Source organism: Pandoraea horticolens (assembly GCF_902459555.1).
GTDB lineage: Bacteria > Pseudomonadota > Gammaproteobacteria > Burkholderiales > Burkholderiaceae > Pandoraea > Pandoraea horticolens.
Genome location: NZ_CABPSM010000018.1, coordinates 58,068 through 73,274 on the forward strand (window position 1 = coordinate 58,068; position 15,207 = coordinate 73,274).

At 62.7% G+C, this 15,207-nt stretch carries 17 protein-coding genes; 3 read left to right on the plus strand and 14 right to left on the minus strand.

Annotated features, from left to right (window positions below):
* Positions 1–96 precede the first annotated feature (96 nt).
* The gene (locus PHO31112_RS22845; RefSeq protein WP_150623457.1) at positions 97–756 is read right to left on the minus strand and encodes a thiamine phosphate synthase; all 660 of its coding nucleotides are present in this window, start codon (positions 754–756) and stop codon (positions 97–99) included.
* A 224-nt stretch (positions 757–980) separates the two neighbouring features.
* On the opposite strand from PHO31112_RS22845, the gene PHO31112_RS22850 reads away from it, so the two are divergent.
* Together PHO31112_RS22850 and PHO31112_RS22855 are read left to right on the plus strand one after the other, a co-directional pair.
* The gene (locus tag PHO31112_RS22850; RefSeq protein WP_150623391.1) at positions 981–1,769 is read left to right on the plus strand and encodes a YdcF family protein; all 789 of its coding nucleotides are present in this window, start codon (positions 981–983) and stop codon (positions 1,767–1,769) included.
* 118 nt (positions 1,770–1,887) lie between these two features.
* On the plus strand, positions 1,888–2,295 hold the full coding sequence (locus PHO31112_RS22855) for a GlcG/HbpS family heme-binding protein (RefSeq protein ID WP_150623393.1): 408 nt from the start codon (positions 1,888–1,890) through the stop codon (positions 2,293–2,295).
* A gap of 315 nt (positions 2,296–2,610) precedes the next feature.
* Here the strand turns inward: PHO31112_RS22855 and hemP are convergent, their stop codons facing one another.
* From hemP to PHO31112_RS22920, 13 genes are all read right to left on the minus strand, one after another.
* Positions 2,611–2,853 carry a hemin uptake protein HemP gene (gene hemP, locus PHO31112_RS22860; protein ID WP_425495228.1) on the minus strand — a complete coding sequence of 81 codons (243 nt, stop codon included), beginning with the start codon at positions 2,851–2,853 and terminating at the stop codon, positions 2,611–2,613.
* Between the two features lie 176 nt (positions 2,854–3,029).
* Complete coding sequence (locus PHO31112_RS22865; RefSeq protein WP_150623398.1) at positions 3,030–3,500, minus strand: SRPBCC family protein; 471 nt, start codon at positions 3,498–3,500, stop codon at positions 3,030–3,032.
* A gap of 69 nt (positions 3,501–3,569) precedes the next feature.
* Positions 3,570–3,980, minus strand: a complete 411-nt coding sequence (locus tag PHO31112_RS22870) for an OsmC family protein (RefSeq protein ID WP_150623400.1) — start codon at positions 3,978–3,980, stop codon at positions 3,570–3,572.
* A gap of 158 nt (positions 3,981–4,138) precedes the next feature.
* Entirely contained in the window at positions 4,139–5,035 is an 897-nt protein-coding gene (locus PHO31112_RS22875; protein ID WP_150623402.1) for a pirin family protein, read from the minus strand.
* A gap of 238 nt (positions 5,036–5,273) precedes the next feature.
* Entirely contained in the window at positions 5,274–5,699 is a 426-nt protein-coding gene (locus PHO31112_RS22880; RefSeq protein ID WP_150623404.1) for an ExbD/TolR family protein, read from the minus strand.
* A 27-nt stretch (positions 5,700–5,726) separates the two neighbouring features.
* Positions 5,727–6,464 (minus strand): MotA/TolQ/ExbB proton channel family protein, encoded by a 738-nt coding sequence (locus PHO31112_RS22885; protein WP_150623406.1) that lies wholly within the window; start codon positions 6,462–6,464, stop codon positions 5,727–5,729.
* Between the two features lie 39 nt (positions 6,465–6,503).
* Positions 6,504–7,208: an energy transducer TonB gene (locus PHO31112_RS22890; RefSeq protein ID WP_150623408.1), complete on the minus strand. Its 705-nt coding sequence runs from the start codon at positions 7,206–7,208 to the stop codon at positions 6,504–6,506.
* Positions 7,209–7,591: 383 nt separating this feature from the next.
* The gene (locus PHO31112_RS22895) at positions 7,592–7,846 is read right to left on the minus strand and encodes a (2Fe-2S)-binding protein (RefSeq protein WP_150623409.1); all 255 of its coding nucleotides are present in this window, start codon (positions 7,844–7,846) and stop codon (positions 7,592–7,594) included.
* Positions 7,847–7,959: 113 nt separating this feature from the next.
* Positions 7,960–8,829 carry a glutamate racemase gene (gene murI / locus PHO31112_RS22900; RefSeq protein WP_150623411.1) on the minus strand — a complete coding sequence of 290 codons (870 nt, stop codon included), beginning with the start codon at positions 8,827–8,829 and terminating at the stop codon, positions 7,960–7,962.
* 112 nt (positions 8,830–8,941) lie between these two features.
* On the minus strand, positions 8,942–9,421 hold the full coding sequence (bfr, locus tag PHO31112_RS22905) for a bacterioferritin (RefSeq protein WP_150623413.1): 480 nt from the start codon (positions 9,419–9,421) through the stop codon (positions 8,942–8,944).
* A gap of 261 nt (positions 9,422–9,682) precedes the next feature.
* On the minus strand, positions 9,683–11,206 hold the full coding sequence (locus tag PHO31112_RS22910) for a fumarate hydratase (protein WP_150623415.1): 1,524 nt from the start codon (positions 11,204–11,206) through the stop codon (positions 9,683–9,685).
* 15 nt (positions 11,207–11,221) lie between these two features.
* Positions 11,222–11,794: a TIGR00645 family protein gene (locus PHO31112_RS22915; RefSeq protein WP_150623417.1), complete on the minus strand. Its 573-nt coding sequence runs from the start codon at positions 11,792–11,794 to the stop codon at positions 11,222–11,224.
* Positions 11,795–11,979: 185 nt separating this feature from the next.
* The gene (locus tag PHO31112_RS22920) at positions 11,980–12,933 is read right to left on the minus strand and encodes a DMT family transporter (protein WP_150623459.1); all 954 of its coding nucleotides are present in this window, start codon (positions 12,931–12,933) and stop codon (positions 11,980–11,982) included.
* A gap of 272 nt (positions 12,934–13,205) precedes the next feature.
* Between PHO31112_RS22920 and acs the strand changes: the two genes are divergently transcribed.
* The gene (gene acs / locus PHO31112_RS22925) at positions 13,206–15,188 is read left to right on the plus strand and encodes an acetate--CoA ligase (protein WP_150623419.1); all 1,983 of its coding nucleotides are present in this window, start codon (positions 13,206–13,208) and stop codon (positions 15,186–15,188) included.
* Positions 15,189–15,207 lie beyond the last annotated feature (19 nt).

Sequence of the window (15,207 nt, forward strand, 5' to 3'; positions counted from 1 at the left end):
ATAGCGCTGGAGCAAGACGCTCAGTCAGACGGCGGGGGCGGGTGGCACCGTTCCCGTGCCGCCATTGCTGCTGGCGCCGGTGGTTCGTGGGAGGCGTCAGACAGACGGCCAGAAGGCACGTATCGCCGCGATGCCGTAGGCCCCGGCATGGCGAGCGCTCGTCAACATGTCGGCGCGCATGCCGCCAAGAGCGAAGACCGGCAGCGACGTCTGTGCGGCGAATGCGGTGAACGCGGGCCAGCCGAGCGGTGTGGCGTCGGGATGCGTCGCCGTGGCGAGCACCGGCGACAGCGTTACGAAGTCGAGTCCCAGACGCGTGGCGTGCGCGAGTTGCGCGGCGTCGTGGCAGGCGGCGCTCACGAGCTTCCAGCCCGCCGGACGCTCGTGGCAGGCCATGAGCCGCGCGCTGGTCAGGTGCCAGCCGTCCGCCTGCGGCATAGTGCCGGCATGCACGCCGTTCATGGCGTCTAGCCAGAGATCCACGACGTCGTGCGGCGGATTGAGGATGAGTTGCGCGCCAGCAGCATGCGTCAACGCCAACGCACTCTCTGCCAGGGCACGATAGCCGTCTGCATCGAGCGACCGATTGCGAAGCTGCACTAGACGCGTGCCGCGCGCGAGCGCTTGCGCGAGCTGCGAGGCAAACATGGCGATCTGTGTGCGCGATGCAATGTCGGGCGTCACCAGAAGCTGGCGGGGCAGGGGTATCTGAGCAGGGGGCGAGGCATCGTTCGCAACGGCGCTCGCGCATGACATTCCGGCGGGATGGGTGGGCATCGACAGGCGGTAGGCGGAGTCTGCTGAATTCGCAGTAGCGGCAAGTATGCGCGCAGTGTAACCGGAATGCCGGGACGAACATCTCGAGGAAAGTACGGAGGCGGCACGCCTGCCTTTCCACGTATGCATATCTCGCCTCTATCAGGCGAGATATGCCATAGAGAAAGGGTGCACTTCATAGTGCAGTCCAGTACACTCGCCGGATGCCTTCCGCTTGGCTTGTCCGCAACCTCCTCGTCAGTCTGTTCCTGCCACCGGTCAATGTGTTGGTGCTTGCAGGGCTTGCGCTCATCGTCTGGCGGCGCTGGCCGCGCGTTGGCAAGATACTGGCGGTCGCTGCCGTGCTGGCGCTTTGGGTGCAGGCGATGCCCTGGTTCGGCCGGCAACTGGCCTATCCGCTAGAGGTGGGGACTACGATCGATCTCAAGGCGCTCGATGCTGCGCGTCAGGCGCCCGACGCTACGGCGAAGCTGCCGCAAGCCGTAGTGATCCTCGGCGGTGGGGCGAGCCTTCACGCGCCGGAATTCGGCCGCGCAAATGGCGCCGATGCCAACGATGCCACACTGGCCCGCGTGCGCTATGGCGTGTTTCTCGCACGCCGGGCGCAGTTGCCGGTGCTTGTCTCGGGCGGCAGTCCGACGGGCGAAGCTGTCGAGGCGCACGTCATGGCGCAGATTGCGACGGAAGAGTTCGGTGTACCCGTGCGCTGGATAGAAGCGCAATCATTGAACACGGCGCAAAACGCCGCTTTTAGCGCGAATATGCTGACTAACGCCGGCGTGTCGCGCATCTATCTGGTCACGAGCACATGGCATATGCGCCGTGCTCGCGACCAGTTCGAACGTGCCGGACTCACGGTGGTACCCGCACCGTGCTGCAACGCGAACGCGTTCGAGCCGGATATCGTGCCAGGCTGGTGGCCGACCGTTAGCGGCCTGCGCACCACGCATCAGGCGTTGCGCGAATGGATGGGCCTGGCGGTGGGGCACTGACCCGCGCGGTATCCGCAAAATGTCACGAAGCGCCGGCATCGTAGACACCAAGATGGATTGTCCGGAGCCCCGCGTTGGCGAGGCTTCCTGAATTGCCAACCCTAAATGAGAGAGACGTATGAAGACGAAAGCAGTTCTGAGCGTTGAAGACGTGCAGAAGATCAACGCTGCCGCCGTGGCCGAAGCTACCGCTAACGGCTGGAACGTATGCATCACGATCGTCGATGACGGCGGCCATGCCCTGTCGTTGCATCGTATGGACGGCGCAGCCCCCAGCACCGCCATGATGTCGCTGGGCAAAGCGCAGACCTCGGCGGTCGGCCGTCGTGAAAGCGGTGCGTTCGAGGAAATGATCAATGGCGGGCGCTTTGCGTTCCTGAGCGCGCCGAACACCGCGATGCTCGAGGGCGGCGTGCCGATCATCGTCGATGGCAACGTCATTGGTGCGGTCGGGGTGTCGGGTGTGAAGTCGGCGCAAGACGCACAGATCGCACGCGCGGGCATTGCGGCCGTGACCGGCGCCTGATCCTCGTACCAAAAGAAAAAACCCCGTCCGGGAAGGACGGGGCAAAGGCTTGTCAGGCCGGATGGCCCCACCTGAGGCTTGGCAGGCTGGGCCAGAGGAGAACATCAATGAAACCCGAGTGGATGGACAAAAAAAGCGGCTTGGCTGGCGTGCAACGCAGGTAGAGAGGGGCTTGCCGTAACTACATGGGATCGCGTTGCATTCGCTGGCTACTGCCAAACACCTCTTAGGCGAGGTGGTCCCCACAAAACTCGGTGAAGGCGACGGCACGGTCGTGGTCATGCCGCCGCCAAAATTCGTAACAACTCCGGCGTCTTACTTCGTCAGAATCAACTTGCCATAACGCGTGGCGCGCAACTGATATGTCTGTCCGTTGTGCAGGATATTCACGCATTGCGTGCCTTGCAGCAGGTGATCGCTGGTCAGCACCCGGCCCGTGACGTGGCTGGCCGGCTTTTCTGCCGCCGGGCTAGCCACTTGCGTGCGCGATACCGACAAGGTGCGGCGCGCCGCCGTAGCGGGCTGGGTCTGTCGGGCAGTGGGGGGGCTTGCGCTCATCTCGCTCATCCGTGTGGCTGACTGTGAGATGAATATTAAATGAGAATCATTCCCATTTATATTTAAATTTGACTATTGTCGTATTTCATCGAATAGACTCTGACTAAACGCCGCTTTGCCGGGCGGTGGATGTCACCGTCCGGCAAAGCGGCCTGCCTGAGGCGGCTTCCGGCTGTTCAGCCCAATGCACCCTGTTCGGCGAGCGCGCGGATCTGCCCGATGGTGTCGATGTCTGCCTCACGATAGGCGGATTTCACGAATTCGCTGTAACGCGTGTCGGCAGTGTCGGCGTCTTCCGGCAGCGTCGTGCTGTAGGTGAAGCGCACGAAGTAGTGCGTCGGTGTCGGCTCTTCGATACGCATCGTGAGGGTGCCGCCGGCATGCTGTTCGGTGGCCGCCGTTTCATAGCGAACGGACTGCAGGGCATCGAAGACGACCCGGTCGTGCACCACGGCTTGCCCAAAGCGCAGCTCTCGGGTGAGCGTGTCTTCGGTGCGTTCGTGCACGATGCACTCATCGAGTCCCAGCACGAAAGATTCCGGCTGCTCGGCGCGCTGCACGAGGCCTCGCCAGAGTTGATCGCGCGTGAGCGCGAAGGCCAGTGGATTCAGGAGGTCGTTGACCTCGATCAGGTGTTCGTACTGCAAGAAGATTTCCCCTTCAATCGATGATGGCAGGCGTGTCGTGACGACATGCCTGCAACGCGCCGGATGTTGTTACTCGACCAATGTACTGTCGATGGCGATGGTGCCCGACAACACCTTGTGAATTGGGCACGCGTTGGCAATTTCCAAGAGGCGCTGACGTTGCTCCTCCGATAAATCACCCGCCAGTTCGATCTTGCGTGTGATCTGCGTTGTCCCGGCGGGCGGTTTGCCGTCAGGGTTCATCGCGAGCGTCACTTTCACATCCTTGAGCGGCCATTCCTTGCGACGTGCATACATCTGCAACGTAATCGACGTGCAAGCCCCGAGACTGGACAGCAGCAACGCCGCCGGGACGGGCCCCAAATCCGCACCGCCGAGCGTTGCCGGCTCGTCGGCGCTCCATTCGTGCTTGCCGTCCGTGAGATGAGTGGTGAAACCTGCAGCGCCCAAATGGGCGGTGACAATCGCGTCTGAGGCCATGGCAACTCCTGTAGGGGCTCGATGCACGTCATGAAACGTGTCGAGAGATGACAAAAACGGCCCGGCGAAGCCATTGGGCCACAACGCACTATGCGCGCCATTGTGACCCAATTCCGCCGAGCGGGTGCGAGCGGCGGGGGCTTCCCGCCGGCACAGATTCAGGCGGCGGAACCCGAGGCGGGAATGCGTCCCATCCGACCCGCCTGGAAGTCGAGAATGGCTTGACGGATTTCGCCTTCCGTATTCATGACGAACGGGCCGTAACGTGCGACCGGCTCGCCCAGCGGCTTGCCTCCGATCAGCAGGAACGATAGCGGCTTGTCGCTATCGTTGCGCACCGTGACGCCTTCCCCCTCATTGCCGAAGACGACCATTTGATGGGTCTTCGCGAGCGAGGCATCGGCACCGAAATGCCCCTCACCGTCGATCACGTAGGCAAACACGTTGAAGTCCGCAGGCACCGGATGATCGAGCAAGGCTTGCGGTTGCAGCGTGAAGTGCTGATACAGGATCGGGGTGCGTGTCTCGATGGCGGCACGCGTGCCCAAGGCCTCGCCTGCAATCACGCGCACCGAGACCTTGCCGTCGTCGCTCGTCGCGCTCGGGATGCCTGCCGCAGGCAGTTCCTGATAACGCGGCGTCATCATCTTGTCGGTGCGCGGCAGGTTCACCCAGAGCTGAAAGCCATGCATCTCGCCGCCACGCTGCTGAAAGGCCTGCGATGGCATCTCCGAGTGAATGACGCCGGCACCTGCCGTCATCCACTGCACGTCGCCGGGCGTGAGCTTGCCTGCGTGGCCTTGCGAGTCACGATGCTCCATCTCGCCGGCGAGCAGGTACGTCACGGTCTCGAAGCCGCGGTGCGGGTGATCGGGTGCGCCCTTTGCGTCGCCGGGGACGACTTGCATCGGGCCCATCTCGTCGAGCAGCAGGAACGGATCGAAGTCCGCCAGCATGCGGGTCGGGAACGGACGATTGACGTGGAAACCGGCGCCTTCCTGCGTTTGCGCTGCCGTGAAGACGCGGGCGACCGGGCGAGCGTAGGGAGTGCTCATGAGGGAATCTCCTGTGGGGACGGGGGCCGAGATGGCGTCTTGCGTCCAATGTCATGCCCAAACTATATCGGGGTAGATGGCATCGGGAGTAGCCCATAACACAGGAAGGATTGTTACCCGATTGGAACAATAGCGGGAAAACGCAGGTGAGTCGCGCGATTCGCGAATCTCAGGGACGAAAAAAAACGCGGTGACGAACACCGCGCTTTCCCTTCTGCGACTCGTGGATCGGCCGGACTTACCTGGCCGCCGGCTCGGTCACGAAACCGAGTTTGGTCACCCCTGCCGTCTGTGCTTCCGAGAGCACCTTGGCAACGCTCTCGTAACGCACGTTCTTGTCGGCGAACAGATGCAGTTCCGGTTGCGGCTGCGCTGCGGCGGCTTGCGCCAGACGCGCCTTGAGCGTGGCGTCGTCGACGGCCTGTTTGTCCCAGAAGACGGTGCCGTCGGCCTGGATCGACAGGTCGACCTTGGCCGGCTTGGTGTCTTCCGGCTGGCTGCTTGCCTGCGGCAGGTCGAGCTTGACCGAGTGATTGAGCACCGGCAGCGTCACGATGAAGATGATCAGCAACACCAGCATGACGTCGACGAGCGGCGTCATGTTGATCTCGCTCATCATGGCGTCATCGGCACCGTCGTCGCTGCTGTATGAACCCATAGCCATAGCGAACTCCTTCTTTTGCGCCGCCGCTTAGCTGGCGCTGGCCGGCGTGGACTTGCGCACCGGCGTGATGTTGGTCGCGAACTGCGTCGAGTGCAGGCTGGCGCCGGTCAGGAAGTAACCGTGCAGGCTGTGGGCGAAGCGGTTGAGCTTCGAGACGATGCCCTTGTTGGCGCGCGTCAGCGCGTTGAAGCCGAGCACCGCGGGAATCGCGACGAACAGACCGAAGGCCGTCATGATAAGCGCCTCACCCACGGGGCCGGCCACTTTGTCGATGGTCGTCTGCCCCGATGCGCCGATGGCCAGCAGAGCGTGATAGATACCCCACACCGTGCCGAACAGGCCAACGAACGGTGAGGTCGAGCCGATCGATGCCAGCATGGCCAGACCGCTTTGCAGGCGCGAAACCGTGTCGTCCACCGAGTTCTTCAGTGCGCGCGTGATCCAGTCGCTCACGTCCATCTTGTCGTGCAAATGCGGCTGGCTTTGGCGGTGGTGTTCGGCGGCGTCCTGACCTGCGAGGGCGAGGGCGAGGAACGGGTTGTTCTGACCGGATTCGCCGAGCTTTTGCAGGCCGGCGGAGAAGTTATCGGAGTGCCAGAAGTCAGGCTCGGCGGTGCGCGTCAGGCGGCTCAGGCGGAAGACTTGCGTGCCCTTGATGATGATGACCGTCCAGGACAGCACCGACATCACCAACAGCACGATCGCGATCGCACGGGTGACGAAATCGCCCTGCGCCCAGACGTGACTCAAACCATACTCTTGCATTTTGCGTTCCTCGGGAGATCCAGTTCGTAAATCGTGACGTTAATCGTTCAGATTGAAATTAAACGGTTTGGTCGCTGCAGCTTCCACCGCCCGGCCGTTTTGCATCGGGGGCGCACAGCGCATCGCCAGTGCAGCGGTGCGGGCGGCCTGGTCGAGACGGGGGAAGCCGCTCGATTTGACGACATTGGCGCTCGAGACCACACCGCGGGTGTCGATCACGAGACGCAAGGTGACGGTGCCTTCCTCGCCAACGCGACGTGACTGCGTAGGATAGACCACTCGCGGTTCTTCGCATTTGACGGCGAGCCCTTCGACCGGACCCGACGGCGCAGGTGCCGGGGCCGGGGCGGGCGGGGCGGGCGGCGTCGGCGCGGCGTTTTGCACCGGTTCGACTTGCTGCTGCGGCGGTGCGACCGGTTCGGCCTTTTGGGTGATGGCGTTCTTCGGTTGCTCGCGCGGCTTGGGCAGCGGCTGGGCGACCTTCGGCTTCGGCGGTTCCGGCTGCGGTTTGGGCGGCGCGGGTTGCGGTGGCGTCGGCGCGGGCGTGAGCGGAATGATCGTGGCGGTGAATGTCGCCGGTTCGATCGTTGCCTTCTCGGGGTCGTTGCGCAGGTGCGACAACCCGACTAGGGCGGCAATGTGAAGGACGACGATCACAACCGCGATCGCGATGGCGCGCGGCGACGTCAGCGGATCTCGGATCTGCGTGAGCGCAAGGCCAGATGGGGGCACGGCGGTCGACATGATAACGGCTAGGGTACGCTAAATTGCGACGGTGAACGATGAGGCAAGCGCGGTGTGCGAAGCCTCGGGGTTCGGGATGGCCCGACGTACGATCAAAGGAAAACCGCGCCAAGGGGCGCGGTCGGCGAACGCAGTGAGTAAAAAAACCGGGCTTGCACTCACCTTCGAAACAGGAAAAAAGACAAGCATAGCGTTGAAACAAAGCCAATCAGGAGTTCCATCGGGCACCTCCAGGGTGACGAATCGCTGGCTGGCGCATGACGTCTGCGAGACGCCTGGCTGGCTCTGTCGCCGTCGTGATCCGGACGGACTCCGGTCATGACGGCGATATCGGCATGGATGATACGGGCGAGTCTCGCCTTCGCCAAACGTGCCGGCAGCGATTATGCCGCCAGTGCGAGTTCTCGCGTCACAGCTTCGGTCGAAGTCTCGACCTGAGCGGATTGGCAGCAGCCTCCACACGAGCGACCGCAGCACGGCGTGGCCCCCGACACCATCTCCTGAACGTACGGCCCGCACTTGCCGCAGCACAGCGCAACGCCGAGGTCGATCTGGAGATCTTCCATCGTGGAGGCGCCGGCGTCGAGACAAGCCTTGATCTGGCGCTCGGAAACGGATTTGCAGACACAGACGATCATGGTGAAAACGTCAAAATTTAACACTAATGAGAATAATTATTATTTAAGTTATGACGTTTTGCAAGTCCCATTGACCTATCCCATAGCCCACACAGGGATATACGCCAGCGGTTTTACGCGGGAATGATGGGAAGGTTCGGCGGCCGATCCAGACAGACCGGGCCGTGCGGCGCGATTCCGGCAATTTCAACCGTTTGCACGCGTGGGGCGTTGGGCAGTAGGCGATCGGCCATCGTTTGCAGAGCCTTCGCGTTGGCGGTCGTCATCAATTGCAGGCTGCCGTGTCCGCCAGACGGTTGGGAAGCCTTCAACCCATCGGTTTCAAGACGTCGCTGAAGCTGGCGGGCGATAGCTTCGCCCGTGTCGATGAGAGTGAGGGCCGTGTCGAAGCATTGCCGGATGGCGGGGATCAGGAATGGGTAGTGGGTGCAGCCGAGTACGAGCGTGTCGGCGCCTTGCGCCACCATCGGCTCGATGAATCGATCGAGAAGCGCCATGACCTCGGGGGAGCCGATGTCGCCGGCTTCGATGCGCTCGACAAGCCCGTGGCCCGGCTGGCAAAGGAAGCGTTGCCCCTGTGCAGTGTGACGCGCGAGCAGATCCGCGAACCGGGCGCTACGCAGCGTAGCGGCAGTGGCGAGCACACCAATCACACCACTTCGCGATGCCGCTGCGGCGGGCTTGATGCCGGGTTCGACGCCGACGACCGGCCACGACGCGTCGGCGCGCAGCGCTGCCACCCCATGCGCCGTTGCCGTGTTGCAGGCAACGACGAGCGCCTTGGCGCCGCGCTCTCGCAGCCACCGGCCGATCGCGAGGCTGCGTTGTTCGATGAACGAATCGGGGCGTTCGCCATAGGGAGCGAAGTGCGAGTCGGCTACGTAGAGCAGCGACTCATGGGGGAGCAGGGCGCGTACGGCCTGAAGGACCGACAGGCCACCGAGACCGGAATCGAAGACGCCAATCGGCGCGTTGGAGGGCATGGCAAATGAAAAAGGGCCGGCAAATGCCGGCCCCGAAATTTTAGCGCAAACCTTGCCGGCCGATACTGGCCCGGCGATGCACCTGTTATGTGTCTTGTGGGGAGTGACGGGCTTATTCTTCGAACGACGCCATGCCCGACTGCTGGTAGTTCTGGAGACCGACCTTGCCGACCAGTTCGATCTGCGTTTCGAGCCAGTCGATGTGCTCTTCGGTGTCGTGCAGGATCTCGTTGAAGATTTCACGCGAGACGAAGTCCTTCACGCTTTCGCAATGCGCGACACCTTCCTTGCAGGTCTTCTGCGAGAGGGATTCGAGCTTCAGATCGCACTTCAGGATTTCCAGCGTGTCTTCACCGATGAGCAGCTTGTGCAGGTCTTGCAGGTTGGGCAGGCCGTCGAGCATGAAGATGCGTTCGATCAGCTTGTCGGCGTGCTTCATCTCGCCGATGGACTCGTCATATTCATGCTTGCCGAGTTTGTTGAGGCCCCAGTGGTTGTACATGCGGGCGTGCAGAAAGTACTGGTTGATCGCCGTCAGTTCGTTCGTGAGCTGTGCGTTGAGGAGTTCGAGGACTTTCTTGTCGCCTTTCATTTCGGATCCCTGTTTTTCATGCAATTGGCAAGCCGTTGAAGAGTAGCGTGAAAAGGCAGGGAAGCCAAGCTCCGCAAGGCTTTTCGTGAACCGAGGTGCGAATAGAAATACGATTCATTCGCACCCATCGACGCGACATCGACCTGACACAAGGTGGCGTCGGTGCGAAAAAAAACCGGTCGAAGCCGGGCTGGGTCCTGCGGGCTGACGAGGCCCTTTGCGGGTCTCGTGCAGCCTGTGTTGCTGTTCTGTTGTCCTGAATTACTCGGCCGCGACCGGAATCTTGCCGATCTTCGCTTGCCATTCCTTCGGCCCAGTCTGATGCACCGACACGCCGGTCGAATCGACGGCCACGGTCACGGGCATGTCCTTGACGTCGAACTCGTAGATCGCTTCCATGCCGAGGTCTTCGAAGGCCAGCACGCGCGCGGCACGAATCGCCTTGGAGACGAGGTAAGCGGCACCGCCGACCGCCATCAGGTACGCAGCCTTGTGCTTCTTGATGGCTTCGATGGCGGCCGGACCACGTTCCGACTTGCCGATCATGACGGTGAGCCCCGTTTTCGACAGCATCATGTCGGTGAATTTGTCCATACGCGTAGACGTGGTCGGACCTGCCGGGCCGACGACTTCGTCGCGCACCGGATCGACCGGGCCGACGTAGTAAATGGCGCGGCCTTTGAAGTCGACCGGCAGCGGCTCGCCGCGGGCGATCATGTCGGCGATGCGCTTGTGGGCGGCGTCGCGGCCCGTGAGCATCTTGCCCGAAAGCAGCAGGGTCTGGCCCGGCTTCCAGCTTGCGACTTCTTCCGGCGTGAGCGTGTCCAGATCGACGCGCTTGCTCGTCTCGGTGTTCGGCGCCCAGTGCACGTTCGGCCAGGCATCGAGCGACGGTGCGGCGAGGAACGACGGACCCGAGCCATCCAGCGTGAAGTGCGCGTGGCGCGTGGCCGCGCAGTTCGGGATCATGGCGACCGGCTTGGACGCGGCGTGCGTCGGATAGTCGAGGATCTTCACGTCAAGCACGGTGGCCAGACCGCCCAGGCCTTGTGCGCCGATACCGAGGGCGTTGACCTTCTCAAATAGCTCGATACGCAGCTCTTCGTTCCAGTTCTGCGGGCCGCGCTTGATCACGTCATGGATATCGATCGGGTCCATGAGCGATTCCTTGGCGAGCACCATGGCTTTTTCCGCCGTGCCGCCGATACCGATGCCGAGCATGCCTGGCGGGCACCAGCCGGCGCCCATCGTCGGTACGGTCTTCACGACCCAGTCGACGATCGAGTCGGACGGGTTGAGCATCACGAACTTCGACTTGTTCTCCGAGCCGCCGCCCTTGGCCGCGACCGTGATGTCGACCTTGTCGCCTTCCACGATTTCGTAATGGATGACGGCGGGCGTGTTGTCCTTCGTGTTCTTGCGGCCGGCTTCGGGCGGCGCCACGATCGAGGCGCGTAGCACGTTGTCCGGGTGCAGGTAAGCCTGACGCACGCCTTCGTTGATCATGTCGGTAAGGCTGCGCTTGGCGTCCCAGCGCACGTTCATGCCAACCTTCACGAACACCGTCACGATGCCGGTGTCCTGGCACAGCGGGCGGCGGCCTTCGGCGCACATGCGGCTGTTGGTCAGGATTTGCGCGATGGCGTCCTTCGCGGCGGGGCTTTGTTCAGCCTCGTAGGCGCGGCCCAGCGCCTGGATGTAATCGTCCGGATGGTAGTAGCTGATGTACTGCAGGGCACCGGCGACGCTCTGAATGACGTCGTCTTCTTTAATGACGGTAGACATGAAACGGCTCTCGACTTAGTGGGGACTGGTATGGGTGAGGACTTGCGGGGTTGCGTACACCGGGGCGTGACTGTCGTTCGTCATCTTATTGACGAAGGCCATGACGACGGCGGAAAGCAGGAAGGCGCAGTGAATGATCACTTGCCACATGATCGTGTGCGGCGTTTGCTGGGCCGCATCGATGAACGTCTTGAGCAGGTGGATCGACGAGATGCTGATGAGCGCCATCGAGAGCTTCACCTTGAGCACGCCGGCGTTCACATGGTCGAGCCATTCCGGTTCGTCCGGATGGCCTTCGACGCCCAGGCGGGAGACGAACGTCTCGTAGCCGCCGATGATCACCATGATGAGCAGGTTCGAGATCATCACCACGTCGATCAGGCCGAGCACGACGAGCATGATCTGCGTTTCGTCGAACGTCGTTGCGTGGGAGACCAGATGCCAGAGTTCGACCAGAAACTTGTAGACGTAGACGCCTTGCGCGGCGATCAGGCCCAGGTACAGTGGCAGTTGGAGCCAGCGGCTGAAGAAAATGACGCGGGGCAGGGGGCGCATCGGCGCGTCGGACGGGCGGCCGGGAGTCGACATGGCTATTTTGACGAAGTGGAGACATGGGCCTGCGATGACGGCCGCAGGCTGTAGTTATCAAATACGCAAAGCAAATGCGAAACCACCGGGCAACGTGCTCACCGCTGGAACGTCACGGATGGCGCGTCGCAAAAATCGGCATGGCGGGCATTTTACAACGTCTTGCCGGGGACGCCGCGTCCGATTCAGTCCTGGGCCGGCAATAGCGTTTTGCGCGCCCCGGCGCACGGCAGTGCCGCGAGTACGATCCCGGCCACCGTCAGGGCCAGTGCAGCGCCCTGCGCAACGGTCAGCCGCTCGCCCAGAAAGATCACGCCGTAGGCCGTGGCGGCCACGGGCACCATGGCGGTGAAGACCCCGGCCAGTTGTGCGCTGACGTGTCGAATGCCGCGCATCCACAGGAAGAACGAGAACACGCTGGCGGCGAGGCCGTACCAGACGATGAGCGCCCAATGGCCGGGCGTGAGCGACGCGTAATCCACAGCCATCAACCCGACCACGCCGAGCGGCAGCATCAGCACGCCGCCGATCAGGTGCGTATAGGCGCAGATATCGATGGCGGACAGTTCTGCGGCGAGCCGCTTCGAGACGATCACGTAGATGGCTTCGCAAACGACGGCGCCCAGCACGAGGGCGTTGCCGAGCCATGCGTTGCCTGTCCCGGAAGCGTCGGCACCGTGCGCGTCGTCGCGAGAGAGGTTCAGCAGCGCCACACCGGCGATCGCGAGTGCAACGCTCACCAACGTGCGCCGCGACGGGTGTTCGCGCAGCACCGCCCACGACAGCAGCGCCACGCAGGCGGGCAACGTGGCGGTGATGACGCCGGCGGCGGTGGCCGTCGTCATCCGCACGCCCGAGAGTATGAGCAGGGTGAAGAGGAACGTGCCGAAGAATGTCTGCACGAAGAGGTGCCCCCATTGGCTGCGCGTCACGCGTCGCATGGCGGCTGGCCGGTAGCGGGGGGCGAGGGCGATGACGGCGATCACGAAGCGCCACAGGGCGAAGGCGGCCACGGGCATGACGGCGACCATTGTCTTGCCGATGCCGACGTTGATCCCCACGAAGGTCATCGCAAGGGCCAGTGCGAAGCTCGGAAAGCGGGCGAAGACGCGCTCGGTGGCCGAGGGTGCCGAGGGAATGTCGGCGGACGGTTGAGGCGGAGATGTCGAATTCACGGGGGCTCCGGGCGAGTCCGGGGTGGCGAGACGGGGTTGATGCGGGTAGGATTGTAGCGAATACGCCACAGTCTGTTGCAATGCGGTAATGCGTCCGCGTGAGTCCCGCACGCGGGACGCGGAACTCGAATGCAGCAGTGTAAGGCGTTAGTAAGTCGCTCGTCTTAATGTGACGTTAGCGATTTGTTTTGGCTTGATTGCAATCGTTTTTGCATATCCATAAGAGGGGACAACTCATGGCAGCAATTGAATCGGTATTGCAGGAGCAGCGCGTCTTCGCGCCACCGCAGGCGCTGGTCGCCAAAGCGAACATCTCCGGCATGCCGGCCTATGAGGCGCTGTGCGCCGAGGCCGAGAAAGATCACGAGGGATTCTGGGCGCGTCAGGCGCGCGAGAATCTGGCCTGGCACAAGCCGTTCACCAAAGTCCTCGACGAGACCAACGCCCCGTTCTATACGTGGTTCGAAGATGGTCAGATCAACGCTTCGTACAACTGCCTGGATCGTCAGATCGCGGCGGGTCTGGGCGACAAGAACGCCATTCTTTTCGAATCTGATGATGGCACGGTGACGCCTGTCACCTATCGCGACCTGCTGGCGCGCGTGAGCCGTTTCGCCAATGCGCTCAAGGCCAAGGGTGTGAAGAAGGGCGACCGCGTGGTTATTTACATGCCGATGTCGGTCGAAGGCGTGGTCGCCATGCAGGCGTGTGCGCGTATTGGCGCGACGCACTCGGTAGTGTTCGGTGGCTTTTCGGCCAAGTCGCTCAACGAGCGCGTGATCGACGCCGGTGCGGTGGCCATCGTCACGGCTGACGAGCAGATGCGCGGCGGCAAGGCATTGCCGCTGAAGGCCATCGTCGACGAAGCGCTCGAGATGGGCGGCTGCGACCATGTGAAGTCTGTGATCGTCTACCGTCGCACCGGTGGTAACGTCAAGATGCAGGCCGGTCGAGACGAAGTGCTGCAGGACCTTGTCGCCGGTCAGTCGGACCAGTGCGAACCCGAGTGGGTTGGCGCGGAGCATCCGCTTTTCATCCTTTATACGTCGGGCTCGACGGGCAAGCCGAAGGGGGTGCAGCACAGCACCGGCGGCTATCTGCTGTGGGCGTCGCTCACCATGCAGTGGACCTTCGATATCAAGCCGGACGACGTCTTCTGGTGTACTGCCGACATCGGCTGGATTACCGGTCACACGTATATCGCTTATGGTCCGTTGGCCGTGGGCGCGACGCAAGTCGTGTTCGAAGGCGTGCCGACGTACCCGAACGCTGGCCGTTTCTGGGAGATGATCGACCGTCACAAGGTGACGGTGTTCTACACCGCGCCGACGGCGATCCGGTCGCTGATCAAGGCGGCTGAGCAGACGCCTGAGGTGCATCCGAAAAAGTACGACCTGTCGTCGCTGCGCATTCTCGGGTCGGTCGGTGAGCCGATCAACCCGGAAGCGTGGATGTGGTACTACGAAAACGTTGGTGGGGAGCGTTGCCCCATCGTCGACACGTGGTGGCAGACGGAGACGGGCGGTCACATCATCACGCCGCTGCCGGGCGCGACGCCGTTGGTGCCGGGTTCGTGCACGCTGGGTCTGCCGGGCATTGCGGTGGCGATTGTCGACGAAACCGGGCAGGACGTGCCGAACGGTCAGGGCGGCATGCTGGTGATCAAGCGCGCGTGGCCGGCAATGATCCGGACGATCTGGGGGGACCCGGAGCGTTACAAGTCGAGCTACTTCCCGTCGGAGCTGGGTGGAAAGATCTATCTCGCGGGCGATGGTTCGATTCGCGATGCCAAGACGGGTTACTTCACGATCATGGGCCGTATCGACGACGTGCTGAACGTCTCGGGGCACCGCATGGGCACGATGGAAATCGAGTCGGCGCTGGTGGCGAACCCGATCGTGGCGGAGGCTGCGGTGGTGGGGCGTCCGGACGACACGACGGGCGAGGCCATTGTCGCGTTCGTGGTGCTCAAGCGTTCGCGGCCGACGGGTGACGAGGCCAGGCAACTGGCGCTTGAACTGCGTAACTGGGTGGGTAAGGAGATCGGGCCGATCGCCAAGCCGAAGGACATCCGTTTCGGGGACAACTTGCCGAAGACCCGCTCGGGCAAGATCATGCGCCGTTTGCTGCGTGTGATTGCGAAGGGCGAGGAAATCACGCAGGACACGTCCACGCTTGAGAATCCGGCCATTCTGGAGCAACTCAAGCAGGCGCAGTAAGCGCGCGGTACACGGCCTG

Excerpts from the sequence above, each read along its gene's own strand:
- PHO31112_RS22845 (WP_150623457.1), bottom strand. The coding sequence starts at position 756 with ATGTCATGCGCGAGCGCCGTTGCGAACGATGCCTCGCCCCCTGCTCAG.
- PHO31112_RS22850 (WP_150623391.1), top strand. The coding sequence starts at position 981 with ATGCCTTCCGCTTGGCTTGTCCGCAACCTCCTCGTCAGTCTGTTCCTG.
- PHO31112_RS22855 (WP_150623393.1), top strand. The coding sequence starts at position 1,888 with ATGAAGACGAAAGCAGTTCTGAGCGTTGAAGACGTGCAGAAGATCAAC.
- hemP (WP_425495228.1), bottom strand. The coding sequence starts at position 2,853 with ATGAGCGCAAGCCCCCCCACTGCCCGACAGACCCAGCCCGCTACGGCG.
- PHO31112_RS22870 (WP_150623400.1), bottom strand. The coding sequence starts at position 3,980 with ATGGCCTCAGACGCGATTGTCACCGCCCATTTGGGCGCTGCAGGTTTC.
- PHO31112_RS22875 (WP_150623402.1), bottom strand. The coding sequence starts at position 5,035 with ATGAGCACTCCCTACGCTCGCCCGGTCGCCCGCGTCTTCACGGCAGCG.
- PHO31112_RS22880 (WP_150623404.1), bottom strand. The coding sequence starts at position 5,699 with ATGGCTATGGGTTCATACAGCAGCGACGACGGTGCCGATGACGCCATG.
- PHO31112_RS22885 (WP_150623406.1), bottom strand. The coding sequence starts at position 6,464 with ATGCAAGAGTATGGTTTGAGTCACGTCTGGGCGCAGGGCGATTTCGTC.
- PHO31112_RS22890 (WP_150623408.1), bottom strand. The coding sequence starts at position 7,208 with ATGTCGACCGCCGTGCCCCCATCTGGCCTTGCGCTCACGCAGATCCGA.
- PHO31112_RS22895 (WP_150623409.1), bottom strand. The coding sequence starts at position 7,846 with ATGATCGTCTGTGTCTGCAAATCCGTTTCCGAGCGCCAGATCAAGGCT.
- murI (WP_150623411.1), bottom strand. The coding sequence starts at position 8,829 with ATGCCCTCCAACGCGCCGATTGGCGTCTTCGATTCCGGTCTCGGTGGC.
- bfr (WP_150623413.1), bottom strand. The coding sequence starts at position 9,421 with ATGAAAGGCGACAAGAAAGTCCTCGAACTCCTCAACGCACAGCTCACG.
- PHO31112_RS22910 (WP_150623415.1), bottom strand. The coding sequence starts at position 11,206 with ATGTCTACCGTCATTAAAGAAGACGACGTCATTCAGAGCGTCGCCGGT.
- PHO31112_RS22915 (WP_150623417.1), bottom strand. The coding sequence starts at position 11,794 with ATGTCGACTCCCGGCCGCCCGTCCGACGCGCCGATGCGCCCCCTGCCC.
- acs (WP_150623419.1), top strand. The coding sequence starts at position 13,206 with ATGGCAGCAATTGAATCGGTATTGCAGGAGCAGCGCGTCTTCGCGCCA.